Source organism: Pseudomonas sp. LA5, assembly GCF_028640825.1.
GTDB classification, from domain to species: Bacteria; Pseudomonadota; Gammaproteobacteria; order Pseudomonadales; family Pseudomonadaceae; genus Chryseomonas; species Chryseomonas aestiva.
On sequence record NZ_JAQYZY010000032.1, the window covers coordinates 183,177 to 197,950 of the forward strand.

Below are 14,774 nucleotides of genomic sequence, written 5' to 3' on the forward strand. Positions count from 1 at the left end.
GGGCTAGTGGTCGCCGCCACCGGCCCCCGGCTTGGCCGCGAAGGGCGGCTTGGCCAGCCAGATGATCAGGAACAGGCCCATGAAGATCCAGCCGAGCAGGGTGAAGTAGTCCACCGTGGAGAGCATGTAGGCCTGGCTCTCCACCACCTTGTCCAGCTGCGCATAGGCCTGCTGCGACGGCCCGCCGAGGGCGTCCAGGTAATGCTGGGTGGCCGGGCTGTAGACGGTGACGTCCTCGGTCAGCTGGGCATGGTGATGGATGGCGCGGCGCTGCCACAGCCAGGTGGTCAGGGAGGAGGCGAAGCTGCCGCCCAGCACCCGCAGGAAGGTCGCCAGACCGCCACCATCCGCCAGCTCCGACGGCTTGAGGCTGGACAGCAGGATGCTGGTGGTCGGCATGAAGAACAGCGCCACACCCAGGCCCATGAAGGTCTGTACCTCGGCGATGTGGCGATAGTCCACCTCGTTGTTGAAGGTGGCGCGCATGAAGCAGGACGCCCCTATCACCAGGAAGGAGCCGCCGGCCAGCAGGCGCAGGTCGGTCTTGTGCGCGAACTTGCCCACCAGCGGCGAGAGGATCACCGGCAGGATGCCGATGGGCGCCGCGGCCAGACCCGCCCACACCGGGGTGTAGCCGAGCTGGGTCTGCAGCCACTGGGGCAGCAGCAGGTTGATGCCGAAGAAGCCCGAATAGCCCAGCACCAGCGCCAGGGTGCCGAAGCTGAAGTTGCGATAGCGGAACAGCCGCAGGTTGACGATGGGATGCTTGTCGGTCAGCTCCCAGATCACCAGGGCGGTGAGGGCCACGGCGGAAAAGGCCGCGCCCAGGCAGATCAGGTTGGATTCGAACCAGTCCAGGTCGTTGCCCTTGTCCAGCACCACCTGCAATACGCCCACACCCAGCACCAGGAGGATCAGCCCGACATAGTCGATGGGCTGGTGCACCAGCTTTTCCGGCTTCTTGCCCAGCTGGCTCCAGACCACCAGGGTGGCGAAGATGCCGATGGGAATGTTGATGAAGAAGATCCACGGCCAGCTGTAGTTGTCGGTGATCCAGCCGCCGGCGATGGGGCCGATGATGGGCGCCACCACCGTCACCATGGCCAATAGTGCCAGGGCCATGCCGCGCTTGGCCGCCGGAAAGATCGCCAGCAGCAGGGTCTGGGCCATGGGATAGAGCGGGCCGGCGACGAAGCCCTGCATGGCGCGGAAGATCACCAGTTCCGGCATGGAGGTGGCGATGCCGCAGAGAAAGGAGGTGATGACGAAGAGCACCACGGCGGCCATGAACAGCTTGACCTCGCCGAAGCGCCGCGCCATCCAGCCGGTCAGCGGCAGGGCGATGGCGTTGCTCACGGCAAAGGCGGTGATGACCCAGGTGCCTTGTTCCGAACTCACCCCGAGGTTGCCGGAAATGGTGGTCAGGGCGACGTTGGCGATGGTGGTGTCGAGCACCTGCATGAAGGTGGCCAGGGACAGGCCCACCGTGGCGAGCACCAGGCTCGCCGGGCGAAAGGCGTTATCGCTCATGACGGATTACCAGAAGGGATGGACGGGGAGGCTCGCAGGGAGCCTCCTTGGCTGTCAGCGCTTGGCGACGCCCGCGGCACGCGCCGCCGGACCGTTGTTGTGGACGATCTGCTGGATCAGCTGGTCGGCATCGGCCAGCTGATGGTCGTAGACGTCGGTGCTGTAGCGCGGCTGCTGCGGTGTGGTGGTGGGCAGGCGGGCGCCGTCCTGGTCGTGCAGGTCGACGTCGACCACGGTCGACAGGCCGATGCGCAGCGGATGCTTGTCCAGGTTGTCGCCTTCCAGGCGGATCCGCACGGGCAGGCGCTGGACGATCTTGATCCAGTTGCCGGTGGCGTTCTGCGCCGGCAGCAGCGAGAAGGCGCTGCCGGTACCCACGCCCAGGCTTTCCACCACGCCGCGATAGCGTACGTCGTCGCCATAGAGGTCGGAATGGATTTCCACCGGCTGGCCGATACGCATCTCGGCGAGCTGGGTTTCCTTGAAGTTGGCGTCGATCCAGATCTGGTCCAGAGGCACCACGGCCATCAGCGCCGCGCCGGGCTGCACGCGACTGCCGACCTGCACCGAGCGCTTGGCGACATAGCCGCTGACCGGCGCCACCAGGGTGCTGCGGGCATGGTTCAGATAGGCCTGGCGCAGCTGGGCAGCGGCGGCCTTGACGTCCGGGTGCGAGGCGATCTCGGTGTCGTCCACCAGTGCCTGGTTGGTGTCCAGTTGCTGCTGGGCGGAGGTCAGGGAGCTCTGCGCCGCGACCAGGGTGTCCCGGGCATGGGCCAGTTCTTCCTTGGAGATTGCGCCGCCCTTGGCCAGTTGCTGGCGGCGGGCGTAGTCGGCGCGGGCCCGTTCGACCTCGACGCGCCGGGCGGCCACCTGGGCCTTGTAGCTGTCGACGTTGCTGTACAGACCGCGCACCTGGCGCACGGTCTTGGCCAGGTTGGCCTCGGCGCTCTGCTGGGACACGGCGGTGTCGCTGGGATCGAATTCCACCAGCGGCTGGCCCTGGCGGACGAAGTCGCCATCGTCCACGGCGATGCGGGTCACGGTGCCGACGACCTGGGGCGTGATCTGCACCAGGTTGCCGTTGACGTAGGCGTCGTCGGTGCTGGCATGGAAGCGGCCATAGAACAGGTGGTAGCAGTAGACGCCCACGCCGGCCAGGATCACCACCAGCAGCAGGAGCAGCAGGAGGACTTTGCGTTTGCCGGAGCGCTGCGGTTTCTGCTCCTGGGCATTGTCATTGGGGGTTGCGGCGGAATCGGCCATGGTCGGGCTCTCGGTATCAGTGTGTGGCCGCGGCGGCGGGCGCCGGCGGCAGTTTGGACGGTTGGAAGCCGCCACCCAGGGCCTGCATCAGCAGCACGCCGCTGTCGACGCGATCGGCCTGGAGGCTGGCCAGCTGGCGCTCGGCCTGCAGCAGCTGCTGCTCGACGGTCAGGGCGTCGAGGTAGTTGCCGATGCCGGCGCCATAGCGCTGCATGGCGATGTCGAAGGAGCTCTTGGCGATGTCGCGGGCCCGTTGCTGCTGGACGATCTGCTGATCCAGCGAACGCTGGCGGGTGATGGCGTCGGCGATGTCGCCCAACGCCTGCACCAGGGTCTGGTTGTACTGGGCTACGGCCAGGTCGTAGTCGGCGTCCCGGCTGGCGAGATCGGAACGACGGCGACCGCCGTCGAAGATCGGCAGCGACAACGCCGGACCCACGTTGAAGAAGCGCGCCGGACCGCCGAACAGGGCATCGCCGAGGATGGCCTTGCTGCCGGCCGCCACCGTGAGGTTGAGGTTGGGATAGAAGTTGGTCTTGCTGGCGACGATGTCCTTGCTCGCGGCCTCCACCCGCCAGCGGGCGGCGATCAGGTCCGGGCGGCGACCGGCCAATTCGGCGGGCAGCTGGCCGGGCAGGTTTACCGCGGCGGGAGCAATCAGCTTCGGTCTTGGAATCTCGGCGCCACGGTCTGGCCCCTTGCCCAGCAGCACGGCGAGGCGGATCTGGGCCGTACGCACCTGCTGCTCGGCGGCGGTGTGGGCCGCGGCCGAGCTGGCTTCCAGGCTCTGGGTCTGCTGCAGCTGGTAGTCGCTGTCGAGACCGGCGTTGACCCGGCGCTGGGCCAGGTCGAGCATGCCGCGCGTACGCTCCAGGTCCTGCTGGGCCACGTCCATGTTGGCGTAGGCCAGGCCAAGTTGGTTGTAGGCGCGGCTGACGTTGGCCGCCAGGGTCAGGCGCGCGGCCTGGCGATCCACCTCGCCGGCGCGAGCACGGCCGAGAGCGGCTTCCCAGGCGGCGCGCTGGCCACCCCAGAGGTCGAAGCTGTAGCTGCCGCTCACATCGAACTGGCGCAGCGTGCTGTAGCGTTCGCCCTGGCCGACGGGATCGTCCGGCCGTGCGAGGCGCGAGCGGGTGATGCCGCCATTGGCGTCGATCTGCGGATAGCGGTCGGCATCGGCAGCGAGTACCGCAGCATCGGCCTGGCGGCTGCGCGCATCGGCTTCCTGCAGCGAGGGGCTGTCACGCAAGGCCTCGCGGATCAGGTTATCGAGTTGCGGATCGCCCAGCCGGGTCCACCAGTCGGCGCTCGGCCACTGGGCGGGGGAGAGGCGATCGTTGGCAAAGGTGGCTTCGCCCTTGAGCGTCGCCGGATCCACAGCGCGCCCCTGGGTATGCAACCCCTCGGACGACACGCAGCCGGCCAGCAGCAGGGCGGCGCAGAGGGCGGTCAATGGCAGGCGAAAGGTCATGGGTCAGAGGTCTCCAGAGGTCTCCGGCAACAGGCCGGAGGGGCTGAGCAGGCGGCGGAGCAGGCGTTCAAGGTCGTCCAGCTCCTGGCGATCCAGGCACTGGGTGAGGTCGTTGAGGGCGTCGACGCCGATTTGCATGAGTTCACTGCTCAGGGCCTTGCCCTGTTCGGTCAGTTCCAGGCGCACCTGGCGGCGGTCGCTCAGACTGCGCACGCGGCGCAGCAGCTCCTTGGCTTCCAGACGATCGAGCATGCGGGTCATGGCGCCGCTGTCCAGCGACAGGCAGCGGCTGAGTTCAGCCGGGGTGTCGGTCAGGTCGCGGGCGAGCAGCAGCAGCACCTTGAACTGGGCAGCAGTGATGTCGTAGGGCACCAGGTGACTGTCCAGCAGGCGATCCTTGTACTGATTCGCCAGGTGGATCAGATGGCCTACGGAATAGCGCAGGGGAAAGTTGCTACGGTCGAAATGTGACATTGCAGTATCTGCCCAGGCAATGAAGCGGATCCAGAATACTGCCTAGGCAGTGAAATATTCAGACACCTTTGCGCAGGGAAGAGTTGCGCATTTTGAAACAATTGGAAAAGTCCTTTGGCGAACCCTTGTCCTGTGGCGGCCCAGGCGCCGATCATGGGGGCCACTTCGCCGTGAACCGAGCCATGACGCCTCCCTTCGATCTAGACCGCCTCCGCCAGGCCCTGGTGCCCTTGCATCGCGACCTGCCGGCGGATCTCGACCACCAGGCCTATCGCCGCCATTACCGCCTGGCAGACAGCCTCGCGCGACCGGAGGTGACGGTGGCCCTGGGCGCACTTACCGCCGGCGGCTACCAGCTCGCCGTGCAAGGCTGGTGGCCGCGCGAGCCGCGGGGCAGCCTGCTGCTGCTGCACGGCTACTACGACCATATGGGCCTCTATGGTCACGTGGTGGACTGGGCCCTGTCACGGCAGTGGGCGGTGCTGGCCTGCGACCTGCCCGGGCATGGCCTGTCGAGCGGGGCCCGCGCCAGCATCAACGACTTCGCCGAATACCAGACCGCCCTGACGGCCCTGGTCGCCGAAGCCCGCCGCCTGGACCTGCCACGGCCCTGGCACCTGCTCGGCCAGAGCACTGGCGGCGCCATTCTGCTGGACTATCTGCTGCGCGGTGAGCCCGCCCCCGAACTGGGCGAGACGATCCTGCTGGCGCCCCTGGTCAGGCCCCACGCCTGGCGCCAGGGCCTGTGGACCTATCGCCTGGTGAAGCCCTTCGCGCGTGCCCTGCCGCGGCGCTTCTCGGTGAATTCCGGGGATCCGGCCTTTCTCGACTTCCTACAGCAGGACAGTCTGCAGCCACGCGAGTTGCCGGCGCAGTGGGTTGGCGCCCTGGCGCGCTGGATTCCGCAACTGGAGAGGGCGCCGGCTAGTAACCGTAGCTTGCTGGTGATCCAGGGCGAGCAGGATTTCACCGTCGACTGGCGGCACAACCTGGGAGTGCTGGAGGCCAAGTTCGCTCGGCCCGAGGTGCTGCGCCTGCCAGAGGCGCGGCACCATCTGGTCAACGAGACCGAAGCCCTGCGCCAGCGCTATTTCCGCTGGCTGGACGACCGTCTCGCCTGAGCCGTCTTACTGACCGCCGCCACCCAGGCCGGCGCGCAGGGCCGCCACGGCGGCACGGTAGTAGGCGCTGCCATTGGGCGAGCTGGCAAAGTCGGCGAACTGGCCGAGTTCGCTGTCGTTCAGGGGGCGATAGACATAGAGCAGGGTGTTTTCCAGGTCACCGGCATTCATCTGCTGGATGAATCGCTGGCGCTGCTGCTCGATCATGCCGCCGGATTGCTGCTGGCCCAGCAGGCCCGGCAGCATCGAACTCAGGCTGTCGGCGGCGAGGCCCGCCAGGGCCACGCTGACCTCGGCCCCGGCTTCGCGCACGGGCAGGGCAGTGGCCAGGCGCTTGGCCTGGGCACGCCGGGCCGGGCTGGCCTGCATCTGGGGTACGCCATTGGCGTTCTTGGCCAGTTGATCGCTGCGCGTGGCGGCGATTTCCGCGGCGACCACCTTGCGTCCCACCGGCGACTGGAAGAACTGCAGGGCGGGGCCGTCGGCCGGCAGGCTCTGGCGCAAGGCGGCCAGGGCGCGCTGATCGATGGCCGCGGCGGTGTAGCGCTTGTTGCTGTTGTCCACCAGGCTCTGGTAGAGCGCCGGCGGCAGGCTGTTCTGGTAGCGCTGCTGGGCAGCCTGCAGGGCGTCACGGAAGTGTCCGCGCTGCTCGGGCCAACCTGCGGCCTGATAGAGACTGACCGTATCGTCGGCCAGGGCGGGCAGGCTGATGGCGAAAAGCAGGGAAGCGAACAAAACGCGCATGGACACCTCGGGCAGCGGCGCAGAGCCGGAAAGTCCGCCATTGTCGGCAACCCCAGGCTGGCTGTCGAGGCGCTCATCCCGGGCATTCGTCGCCTGGTCAAGGCAGGCGCGCAGCCGTGGCCGACTTCTCTTACACTCGGCATCCCGCCGGCCTGGCCCGGTTCTGACGGTTTCCGCGATGGCTCTGCACCCCGAGCATCCCCTGCTGCAACGTATCGTCGACGATCTCGCCGAGCACGGCTGGTCGCGGCAGAGCATCTTCCTGCCCCTGGACCTCACTGCCGAGCTGGCCGCCGAGTGCCGGTTGCGCCACGCCCGCGGTGAGCTGGAGCGCGCCGGCATCGGTCGTGGCGAAAGCCCGCTGATCCGCGAAGGGGTACGAGGCGACCATATCGCCTGGCTGGAGCCGGACGATGCCCATCCCGGCGTGCAGCGTTATTTGCAACTCATGGACACCCTGCGCGAGGCCTTCAACCGCTCCCTGTTCCTGGGGCTGGAAGACTACGAGAGCCACTTCGCCCTCTATCCGCCCGGCGCCTTCTATGCACGGCACCTGGATCGCTTCCGCGACGATGACCGCCGCATGGTCTCCCTGGTGCTCTATCTCAACGATGCCTGGTTGCCGGAGCAGGGCGGCGAGCTGCGGCTCTATCTGGACGAGCTGCGCCAGCAGGATGTCCTGCCCCTGGGCGGCAGCCTGGTGTGCTTTCTCTCCGGCCAGTTGCCCCACGAGGTGCTGCCGGCCACCCGCGAGCGGCTGTCGCTGACCGGCTGGTTCCGCCGGCGTGGCGACAATCCGCTGCAGGCCTAGGGCGTAGACTGGCGGCGGACCGGGAGGCTGCATGGAAAAGATACTGGTGAGTCGCTGCCTGCTGGGGCATCGGGTGCGCTATGACGGCGGTGCCCACGGCCCCTTCGACCTGCTGGCGGTCTGGCAGGCCCAGGGCCGCATCGTGCCGCTCTGTCCGGAAGTGGCCGGTGGCCTGCCGACGCCCCGTCCGCCGGCGGAAATTCCCGGCGGCCAGGGTGGCGCAGTGCTGGACGGTCGGCTGCCGGTGGTGACCGATAGCGGAGAGGACGTGACCCGGGCCTTCGTCGCCGGGGCCGCGGCCGCGCTCGAACTGATCGCGCGCCATGGCATCCGCCTGGCGGTGCTCAAGGCGCGCAGTCCGTCCTGCGGCAATGTGGAAAACTACGACGGCAGCTTCAGCGGCACCCGGGTGGCGGGCGAGGGCGTCACGGCGGCGGCGCTGAAGCGCGCGGGCGTCGCCGTCTTCAACGATACCGAACTGCAAGAGGCGCAGCGCCTGCTCGCGGCGCTGGAAGGCAACGCCTAGAGGGTCTCCGGCTGGCGGCCCAGCAGGCTCTGGAAATGCGCCTTCTGCACGAAGCAGCCCTTGGGAAAGCGCCAGCCGACCAGTTCGCCCGGCTGCTTTTCGAGGTTCTGGGCAAAGACGGTGGCGCCCATGGCACGCGCCAGGACGGCATATTCGCGCAGCGGGACCTTAACGACAGGAACATCCGGGCTGATCATGGGCGCTCTGCTGGGTGGGTCGCCCACGGTCGAAACGACGACCGTGGCGAGTCCACAGGTGACTTGCCCAGGCTATCGGCACCCCCGCGTGGAACTTCAGTCCGCGGATGAAAAAGGGCGTCTAGCCGGCGGTCTTGGGCGTTTCCGGCAGGAACCAGTTCATCAGCAGGGCGCACAGGCCGCCGGTGGCGACGCCGGATTCCAGCACCGCTCTCAGGCCGGCCGGCATATGGGCGAGAAATTCCGGTACCTGGGAAATGCCCAGGCCCAGCGCCAGGGACACGGCGATGATCAGCAGTGCGCGTCGGTCCAGCTCGACACTGGCGAGGATGTTGATCCCCGAGGCGGCGACCGCGCCGAACATCACCATGGCCGCGCCGCCGAGCACCGGCTCGGGCACTGCCTGGATCACCCCGGCCACCGCCGGGAACAGCCCCAGCAGGACCAGGATGGCGGCGATCCACAGGCCGACATGGCGACTGGCGATGCCGGTCAGCTGGATCACCCCGTTGTTCTGGGCGAACACCGAACTGGGAAAGGTGTTGAACAGCCCGGCCAGCAGCGAGTTGGCGCCGTTGACCAGCACCCCGCCCTTGATCCGCTGCATCCACAGCGGACCTTCCACCGGTTCGCGAGAGACCTTGCTGGTGGCGGTGATGTCGCCGATGGCCTCTAGCGAGGTCACCAGGTAGATCACCAGCAGGGGCACGAACAGCGACCAGGAAAAGCCCAGGCCGAAGTGCAGCGGCAGGGGGATCTGCACCCAGGCGGCCTCGTGCATGCCGGTGAAATTCAGCCGGCCCAGCCAGGCCGCGAGGGTGTAGCCCAGCAGCAGGGCGACGACGATGGCGCTGCTGCGCAGACCGCGCAATGGAAGGCGATTGAGTACCACGATGGTGGCCAGTACGGTGCCCGACAGCAGCAGGTTCTCGCCATTGGCGAAGGTGCCATTGCCCAGCGCCGCGAAGCCGCCGCCCATGCTGATCAGGCCGACCTTGATCAGCGTCAGGCCAATCATCAGCACCACGATGCCGGTCACCAGCGGGGTGATGAGGCGCTTGACGAAGGGCAGCACCCGCGACACCCCCATCTCGACGAAGGAACCGGCCATGACCACGCCGAAGATGGCCGCCATCACGGCTTCCACCGGGGTGCCATTCTTGACCATCAGGGCGCCACCGGCGATCAGCGGACCGACGAAGTTGAAGCTGGTGCCCTGGACGATCAGCAAGCCGGCGCCGAAGGGCCCGAAGCGGCGACACTGGACGAAGGTGGCGATGCCGGAGATCACCAGCGACATGGACACGATCAGGTTGGTGTCGCGCGGCGAGACGCCCAGGGCCTGGCAGATCAGCAGACCGGGGGTGACGATGGGCACGATGATCGCCAGCAGGTGCTGGATGGCCGCGAGCAGGGCGATCAGCGGGCGCGGTCGGTCCTGGGGACCATAGAGCAGTTCGGAGCGGGAAGGCTGGGACATGGCGGAGTCGTCGCGGAAAAAGCGCCGATCTTACCGGATGCCCGCCCCGTGGCGCAGGGTCTTCGGCCAGGACGCAGCCGCCGGCCCGAGGGGCGGCTGCGCCTGAGGGGTTACAGGATGAAGCGGGCCACGTCGCGATTGAGATCGGCGGCGTGATGCTGCAGGGAGCGCGACTGGCGTTCCGAATCCTCGGCGCCGCTGGCCAGGGTGTCGCCGAGGCCCTTGATGGTGATGACGTTGCGGGTGATCTCCTCGGTGACCGAGGTCTGCTCCTCGGCTGCCGTGGCGATCTGCAGGGACATCTCGGAGATGACGCCGGCACTCTGGGCGATTTCTTCCAGGGCGCTGGAGGCGCGTTCCACGTCGGCGACGCTGCGCTCGGCGATGGCCATGCTGCTGTCCATGCGCTGCACCGCCTGGCGGGTCATCTGCTGCAGGGTGCCGATGGTCTCGTTGATCTCCCGGGTCGAGGCCTGGGTTCGCTGCGACAGCGTCCGCACCTCGTCGGCGACCACCGCAAAGCCCCGGCCGTGCTCACCGGCGCGGGCTGCTTCGATGGCCGCGTTGAGCGCCAGCAGGTTGGTCTGCTCGGCGATGCTCTGGATGCTGTCCAGCACCTTGGCGATGGCCTGGGAGTGATGGTCCAGTTCGCCAATGACCCGGGTGGCGTCGTCCACTTCCCGCGCCAGGCTGTTGATGGATTCCTTGCTGGTCTGCACCAGGGTCAGGCCCTGGGCGGTGCTGTCGGAGGACTGGCGGATGGCCTCGGCGGTCTGCTCGGCATTGCGGGCGATCTCCTGGGTGGCGGACGCCATTTCCGTAACGGCCGTGGCCACCAGGGTGATCTCCTGCTGCAGGCGACCCAGCTCCTGGGTGGCCGCGGCGCTGCGCTGCAGGACCTTCTGCGATTCGGCGTCGACGCTCTGGGCATGCTGGCGCACGCCACCGATCAGGCCGTGCAGGCTGGCCACGAACTGGTTGAAGTGGCCGGCCAGACCGCCGACCTCATCGGTGCTCTGCACGGCGATGCGGCGGGTCAGATCGCCCTGGCCCTCGGCGATCACCTGCAGGCCGCTCGAGACCACGCCCAGGGGCCGGAGCAGATAGCTGCACAGCAGGTTGATGAGCAGCAGCGAGCCACCCAGCACCACGGTCAGGATGGCGAGACTGATCCACAGCTGGCGTTGCAGCGGCGCCATGAGCACGCCGCTGTCGACGATCATCACCAGAGTCTCGCCATTGTGATTCATGGGCGCGGCATAGAGGCGCTGGCCGGCGGCGGTTTCGACATGGCGCTCGCCGGGCGACTGGGCCAGGCGCTGGAGGGTGTCCGCGTCGAGCTGGGGAAAGAGCTCGGTGATCGGCTTGGCCAGCAGGGCGGGGTCCTCGTGGCCCAGGACGATATTCTGGCCGTTGACCAGCACGGCGCTGCCGGCGCCTGGTAGTTGCACGCGCTTGAGCTGGTCGAGGATGTCGCTGATGCTGACGTCCGCGCCAAGGATCGCCGTGGTCTTGCCCGCCGACTGCAGCGCCCAGCCCAGCGACAGCACGTTCTGCTTGGTCGCCGCCGCCACGGTGGGAATGGAAAAGAACACCTTGCCGGGATTCTGCTGCGCCTGCTGGTACCACAGCCACTTGCGCGGATCGTTGTTGTCCGGCGGCAGCTGGACGCCATTGGCATTGACCTGGCTGCCATCAGGCCGGGCATAGAAGACGTTGTCGAAGCCGCCGGAGTTCTTGACCTGATTGAGCCCGGCCGGGAGGTTCGCCTCCTGGGTGTCGGCGGCCAGGGCGCCCAGCGCCGCGGCCTTGCCGTCCAGCCACTGGCGCACCCCGCCGTTGAAGACGAAGCTGACCGTCTTCAGCTGCTCGACCGTGGAGGCTTCCAGCGCCGTGCGGGTATTGAAGAAGTTGATGGCGGTCAGACCCACCCCCACGACCAGGACGGCCGCGGTGGCAGACAGCGAGAGTTTCTGTTTCAACGACAAGGCAGGCACGGCGAGGCAACTCCGACAGTTATTTGTCAGACTTTATCGGTGCCTGCCGGAGATAACTTGAGCGGCCAGTCAGGTTTTTCCTGTCGGGCCGGATCATGGGCGATCAGGCAGGCCCCGGGTCTCCCGCTCAGCCGTGGGCTGGGAAACCCTGGGCCTGGCCTGTGCCTAGGCGGCCACCGTCTGGGCGCCGGTCATCAGCGCCACGGCGTCGGCCATGGAGTGCTGGCGCGGATCGATCACCGTCAGCCGGCGACCCAGGCGATGGATGTGGATGCGATCGGCGATCTCGAACACATGGGGCATGTTGTGGGAGATCAGCACGATGGCGATGCCGCGGGCGCGCACATCGAGGATCAGCTCCAGCACCTTGCGCGACTCCTTCACCCCCAGCGCCGCGGTGGGTTCGTCGAGGATGATCACCTTGGAGCCGAAGGCCGCCGCCCGGGCCACGGCCACACCCTGGCGCTGGCCACCGGACAGGGTTTCCACCGCCTGGTTGATGTTCTGGATGGTCATCAAGCCCAGTTCGGAGAGCTTTTCCCGGGCGATGCGCTCCATTTCCTTGCGGTCCAGGGTGCGGCAGAGGGTGCCCAGCAGTCCCGGCTTGCGCAATTCGCGACCGAGGAAGAGGTTGTCGGCGATGGACAGCGCCGGCGACAGTGCCAGATTCTGGTAGACCGTCTCGATGCCGGCCCGCCGCGCCGCGATGGGCGAGGCGAACTGCACGGGCTGGCCCTCGAAGCGGATCTCGCCCTCATCGGGCCGCAGGGCACCGGAGATGGCCTTGATCAGCGAGGACTTGCCGGCGCCGTTGTCGCCGATCACGGCGAGGATCTCGCCGGGCAGCAGGTCGAAGTCGGCATGGTCGAGGGCGGTGACGCGGCCGTAGCGCTTCACCAGGCCACGGGCCATGAGCAGGGGTTCGGTAGTCATCAGCTGGCCGCCTTTCTGATCCATTGGTCGATAGCCACGGCCGCAATGATGAGCGTGCCGATCAGCAGATAGGTCCATTGCACATCGGTGCCCAGCAGCCGCAGGCCGAGGGCGAAGACGCCGACGATCAGGGCGCCGAACAGCATGCCGAGGATGGAGCCGCGGCCGCCGAACAGCGAGATGCCGCCGATCACCACGGCGGTGATGGACTCGATGTTGGCGAATTGGCCAGCGGTGGGCGAGACCGAGCCGATGCGGCCGATCAGCACCCAGCCGGCGAAGGCGCAGATGAGCCCCGACAGCCCGTACACGGTGATCAGCATGCGGCGGACGTTGACCCCGGCCAGCGCCGCGGCCTCGGGATCGTCGCCCACGGCATAGAGGTGCCGACCCCAGGCGGTGTGGTTGAGCACGTACCAGAGCAGGGCGACCAGCACCACCAGGGCGATCACGCCATAGGTGAAGACCGCGCCCCCCAGGCGAAAATTGTCGCCGAACACCTGCAGCAGCGGCGCGGTCGCGCCAATTTCCTGGGCGCGGATGGTCTCGTTGCGCGAATAGAGGAAGTTGGCCGCGAGCACGATCTGCCACATGCCCAGGGTGACGATGAAGGGCGGCAGCTTGATGCGGGCGATCAGCCAGCCGTTGGCCATGCCGCACAGGGTGCCCACCGCCAGGCCGCACAGGATCGACAGCTCCACCGGCAGGCCGTAGCGGAAGGTGAACTGGCCCATGACCACCGAGGACAGCACCATGATGGCGCCCACCGAGAGGTCGATGCCGGCGGTGATCACTACCAGGGTCTGGGCCGCGCCGACGATGCCGGTGATGGCGACCTGCTGCAGGATCAGGGTGAGGGCGAAGGCGGAAAAGAATTTGCCGCCCAGCAGGGCACCGAAGATGGACAGCGACAGCAGCAGCACCAGCAACGAGACCGCCGAGGGGCGCGAATGCAGGAAGTGACGGAATTTGACCAGCGGGCTGCGCTCGTCACGGGCGAAGGAGGCGACCTCCGTGGCACTGTGCTTGAGCACCTGTTCGAAGGGCTGGCCGGACGGAGAGGGCGAGGTCGGATCGCTCATGGCAATCTCCTGAGAGCGGGAAAGCGGCCGAGAGTCGATCGCCCGCGCCGGCGCGGCAGGCGCTCAGGCGGGGCGATTGATCTGCTCTAGCCTGGACGAGAGGTCATCAGCCCCAGCATTTCTGCAGGGCGGTCTTGCTGTCGATGGACTGGATGCCGGGGACCGGCTTGTCCGTCACCAGCTTCACGCCGGTGTCGACGAAGCTCTTGCCTTCGGTGGGCGTCGGCTTCTTGCCGGTGTCGGCAAAGGTCTTGATCGCCTCGATGCCCAGTGCCGCCATCTGCAGCGGGTACTGCTGGGAGGTGGCGCCGATGACGCCGTCGGCGACGTTGTGCACGCCCGGGCAGCCGCCGTCGATGGAGACGATCAGCACGTCCTTCTCGCGACCCACGGCCTTGAGCGCCTCGTAGGCACCCGCGGCGGCCGGTTCGTTGATGGTGTGCACCACGTTGATGGTCGGGTCCTTCTGCAGCAGATTCTCCATCGCTGCGCGACCGCCTTCTTCGTTGCCGTTGGTCACGTCGTGGCCGACGATGCGCGGATCGGTCTCGTCGCCGATACGGCTCTGGTCCTTGGGATCGATGCCGAAGCCGAGCATGAAGCCCTGGTCGCGCAGGACGTCCACCGAGGGCTGGGAGGCGTTCAGGTCGAGAAAGGCCACCCGGGCGTCCTTGGCCTTGTCACCCAGGGTTTCCCGCGCCCACTGGCCGATCAGCTTGCCAGCCAGCAGGTTGTCCGTGGCGAAGGTCATGTCGGCGGCGCTCACCGGGTCCAGCGGGGTGTCCAGGGCGATCACCAGCAGGCCGGCTTCGCGCGCCTTCTGCAGGTTGGGCACGATGCCCTTGGTGTCCGAGGCGGTGATGAGGATGCCCTTGGCGCCGTCGGCGATGCAGGTCTCGATGGCGGCCACCTGGCTTTCGCTGTCGCCGTCGATCTTGCCGGCGTAGGCCTTGAGCGTCACCCCCAGCTCCTTGGCCTTGGCGGTGGCGCCTTCCTTCATCTTGACGAAGAAGGGATTGGTATCGGTCTTGGTGATGAGACAGGCGGAAACGGGGGCTGCCTGGGCGGTGCCGCTGGCGAGGGCGGCAGCCAACAGGCAACCGGCGAAGGACGCGAGGGAGACGGTTCTTTTCATTGTTGTG

At 67.5% G+C, this 14,774-nt stretch carries 14 protein-coding genes and 1 pseudogene; 3 read left to right on the forward strand and 12 right to left on the reverse strand.

Annotation, left to right across the window (positions count from 1 at the left end; translation table 11 throughout):
* Positions 1-3: 3 nt before the first annotated feature.
* From PVZ72_RS10005 to PVZ72_RS10020, 4 genes are read right to left on the reverse strand one after another with little or no spacing between them, the layout of a single operon-like run.
* Positions 4-1,530, reverse strand: coding sequence for a DHA2 family efflux MFS transporter permease subunit (locus tag PVZ72_RS10005; protein WP_133862577.1), 1,527 nt, complete (start codon positions 1,528-1,530; stop codon positions 4-6).
* Between the two features lie 54 nt (positions 1,531-1,584).
* Complete coding sequence (locus PVZ72_RS10010; RefSeq protein ID WP_133862576.1) at positions 1,585-2,796, reverse strand: efflux RND transporter periplasmic adaptor subunit; 1,212 nt, start codon at positions 2,794-2,796, stop codon at positions 1,585-1,587.
* A 16-nt stretch (positions 2,797-2,812) separates the two neighbouring features.
* Positions 2,813-4,267, reverse strand: coding sequence for an efflux transporter outer membrane subunit (locus PVZ72_RS10015; protein WP_273861827.1), 1,455 nt, complete (start codon positions 4,265-4,267; stop codon positions 2,813-2,815).
* Between the two features lie 3 nt (positions 4,268-4,270).
* Positions 4,271-4,741 carry a MarR family transcriptional regulator gene (locus PVZ72_RS10020; RefSeq protein WP_133862574.1) on the reverse strand — a complete coding sequence of 157 codons (471 nt, stop codon included), beginning with the start codon at positions 4,739-4,741 and terminating at the stop codon, positions 4,271-4,273.
* A gap of 182 nt (positions 4,742-4,923) precedes the next feature.
* Here PVZ72_RS10020 and PVZ72_RS10025 point away from each other — a divergent pair, with 182 nt between their 5' ends.
* Positions 4,924-5,862 (forward strand): alpha/beta hydrolase, encoded by a 939-nt coding sequence (locus PVZ72_RS10025; protein WP_273861828.1) that lies wholly within the window; start codon positions 4,924-4,926, stop codon positions 5,860-5,862.
* A gap of 6 nt (positions 5,863-5,868) precedes the next feature.
* Here PVZ72_RS10025 and PVZ72_RS10030 read toward each other — a convergent pair whose 3' ends face one another.
* On the reverse strand, positions 5,869-6,606 hold the full coding sequence (locus PVZ72_RS10030) for a DUF2059 domain-containing protein (RefSeq protein ID WP_133862572.1): 738 nt from the start codon (positions 6,604-6,606) through the stop codon (positions 5,869-5,871).
* A 178-nt stretch (positions 6,607-6,784) separates the two neighbouring features.
* On the opposite strand from PVZ72_RS10030, the gene PVZ72_RS10035 reads away from it, so the two are divergent.
* Positions 6,785-7,417, forward strand: a complete 633-nt coding sequence (locus PVZ72_RS10035) for a 2OG-Fe(II) oxygenase (protein ID WP_273861829.1) — start codon at positions 6,785-6,787, stop codon at positions 7,415-7,417.
* A gap of 31 nt (positions 7,418-7,448) precedes the next feature.
* The gene (locus tag PVZ72_RS10040; RefSeq protein WP_273861830.1) at positions 7,449-7,943 is read left to right on the forward strand and encodes a DUF523 domain-containing protein; all 495 of its coding nucleotides are present in this window, start codon (positions 7,449-7,451) and stop codon (positions 7,941-7,943) included.
* Here the strand turns inward: PVZ72_RS10040 and PVZ72_RS10045 are convergent.
* From PVZ72_RS10045 to PVZ72_RS10070, 7 genes and pseudogenes are all read right to left on the reverse strand, one after another.
* Positions 7,940-8,140, reverse strand: coding sequence for a hypothetical protein (locus PVZ72_RS10045; RefSeq protein WP_007162082.1), 201 nt, complete (start codon positions 8,138-8,140; stop codon positions 7,940-7,942). The genes PVZ72_RS10040 and PVZ72_RS10045 overlap by 4 nt on opposite strands.
* Positions 8,141-8,261: 121 nt before the next feature.
* On the reverse strand, positions 8,262-9,620 hold the full coding sequence (locus tag PVZ72_RS10050) for a nucleobase:cation symporter-2 family protein (protein WP_273861831.1): 1,359 nt from the start codon (positions 9,618-9,620) through the stop codon (positions 8,262-8,264).
* A 110-nt stretch (positions 9,621-9,730) separates the two neighbouring features.
* Complete coding sequence (locus PVZ72_RS24205; protein ID WP_411566960.1) at positions 9,731-10,435, reverse strand: methyl-accepting chemotaxis protein; 705 nt, start codon at positions 10,433-10,435, stop codon at positions 9,731-9,733.
* A gap of 153 nt (positions 10,436-10,588) precedes the next feature.
* Positions 10,589-11,617, reverse strand: a pseudogene (locus PVZ72_RS24210) (HAMP domain-containing protein); the annotation flags it as partial.
* 165 nt (positions 11,618-11,782) lie between these two features.
* Complete coding sequence (locus PVZ72_RS10060) at positions 11,783-12,550, reverse strand: ATP-binding cassette domain-containing protein (RefSeq protein ID WP_042137188.1); 768 nt, start codon at positions 12,548-12,550, stop codon at positions 11,783-11,785.
* Positions 12,550-13,632 (reverse strand): ABC transporter permease, encoded by a 1,083-nt coding sequence (locus PVZ72_RS10065; RefSeq protein ID WP_133862568.1) that lies wholly within the window; start codon positions 13,630-13,632, stop codon positions 12,550-12,552. The genes PVZ72_RS10060 and PVZ72_RS10065 overlap by 1 nt, the downstream gene beginning before the upstream one ends.
* 106 nt (positions 13,633-13,738) lie before the next feature.
* Positions 13,739-14,767 (reverse strand): sugar ABC transporter substrate-binding protein, encoded by a 1,029-nt coding sequence (locus PVZ72_RS10070; protein WP_007162077.1) that lies wholly within the window; start codon positions 14,765-14,767, stop codon positions 13,739-13,741.
* Between the last annotated feature and the right edge of the window lie 7 nt (positions 14,768-14,774).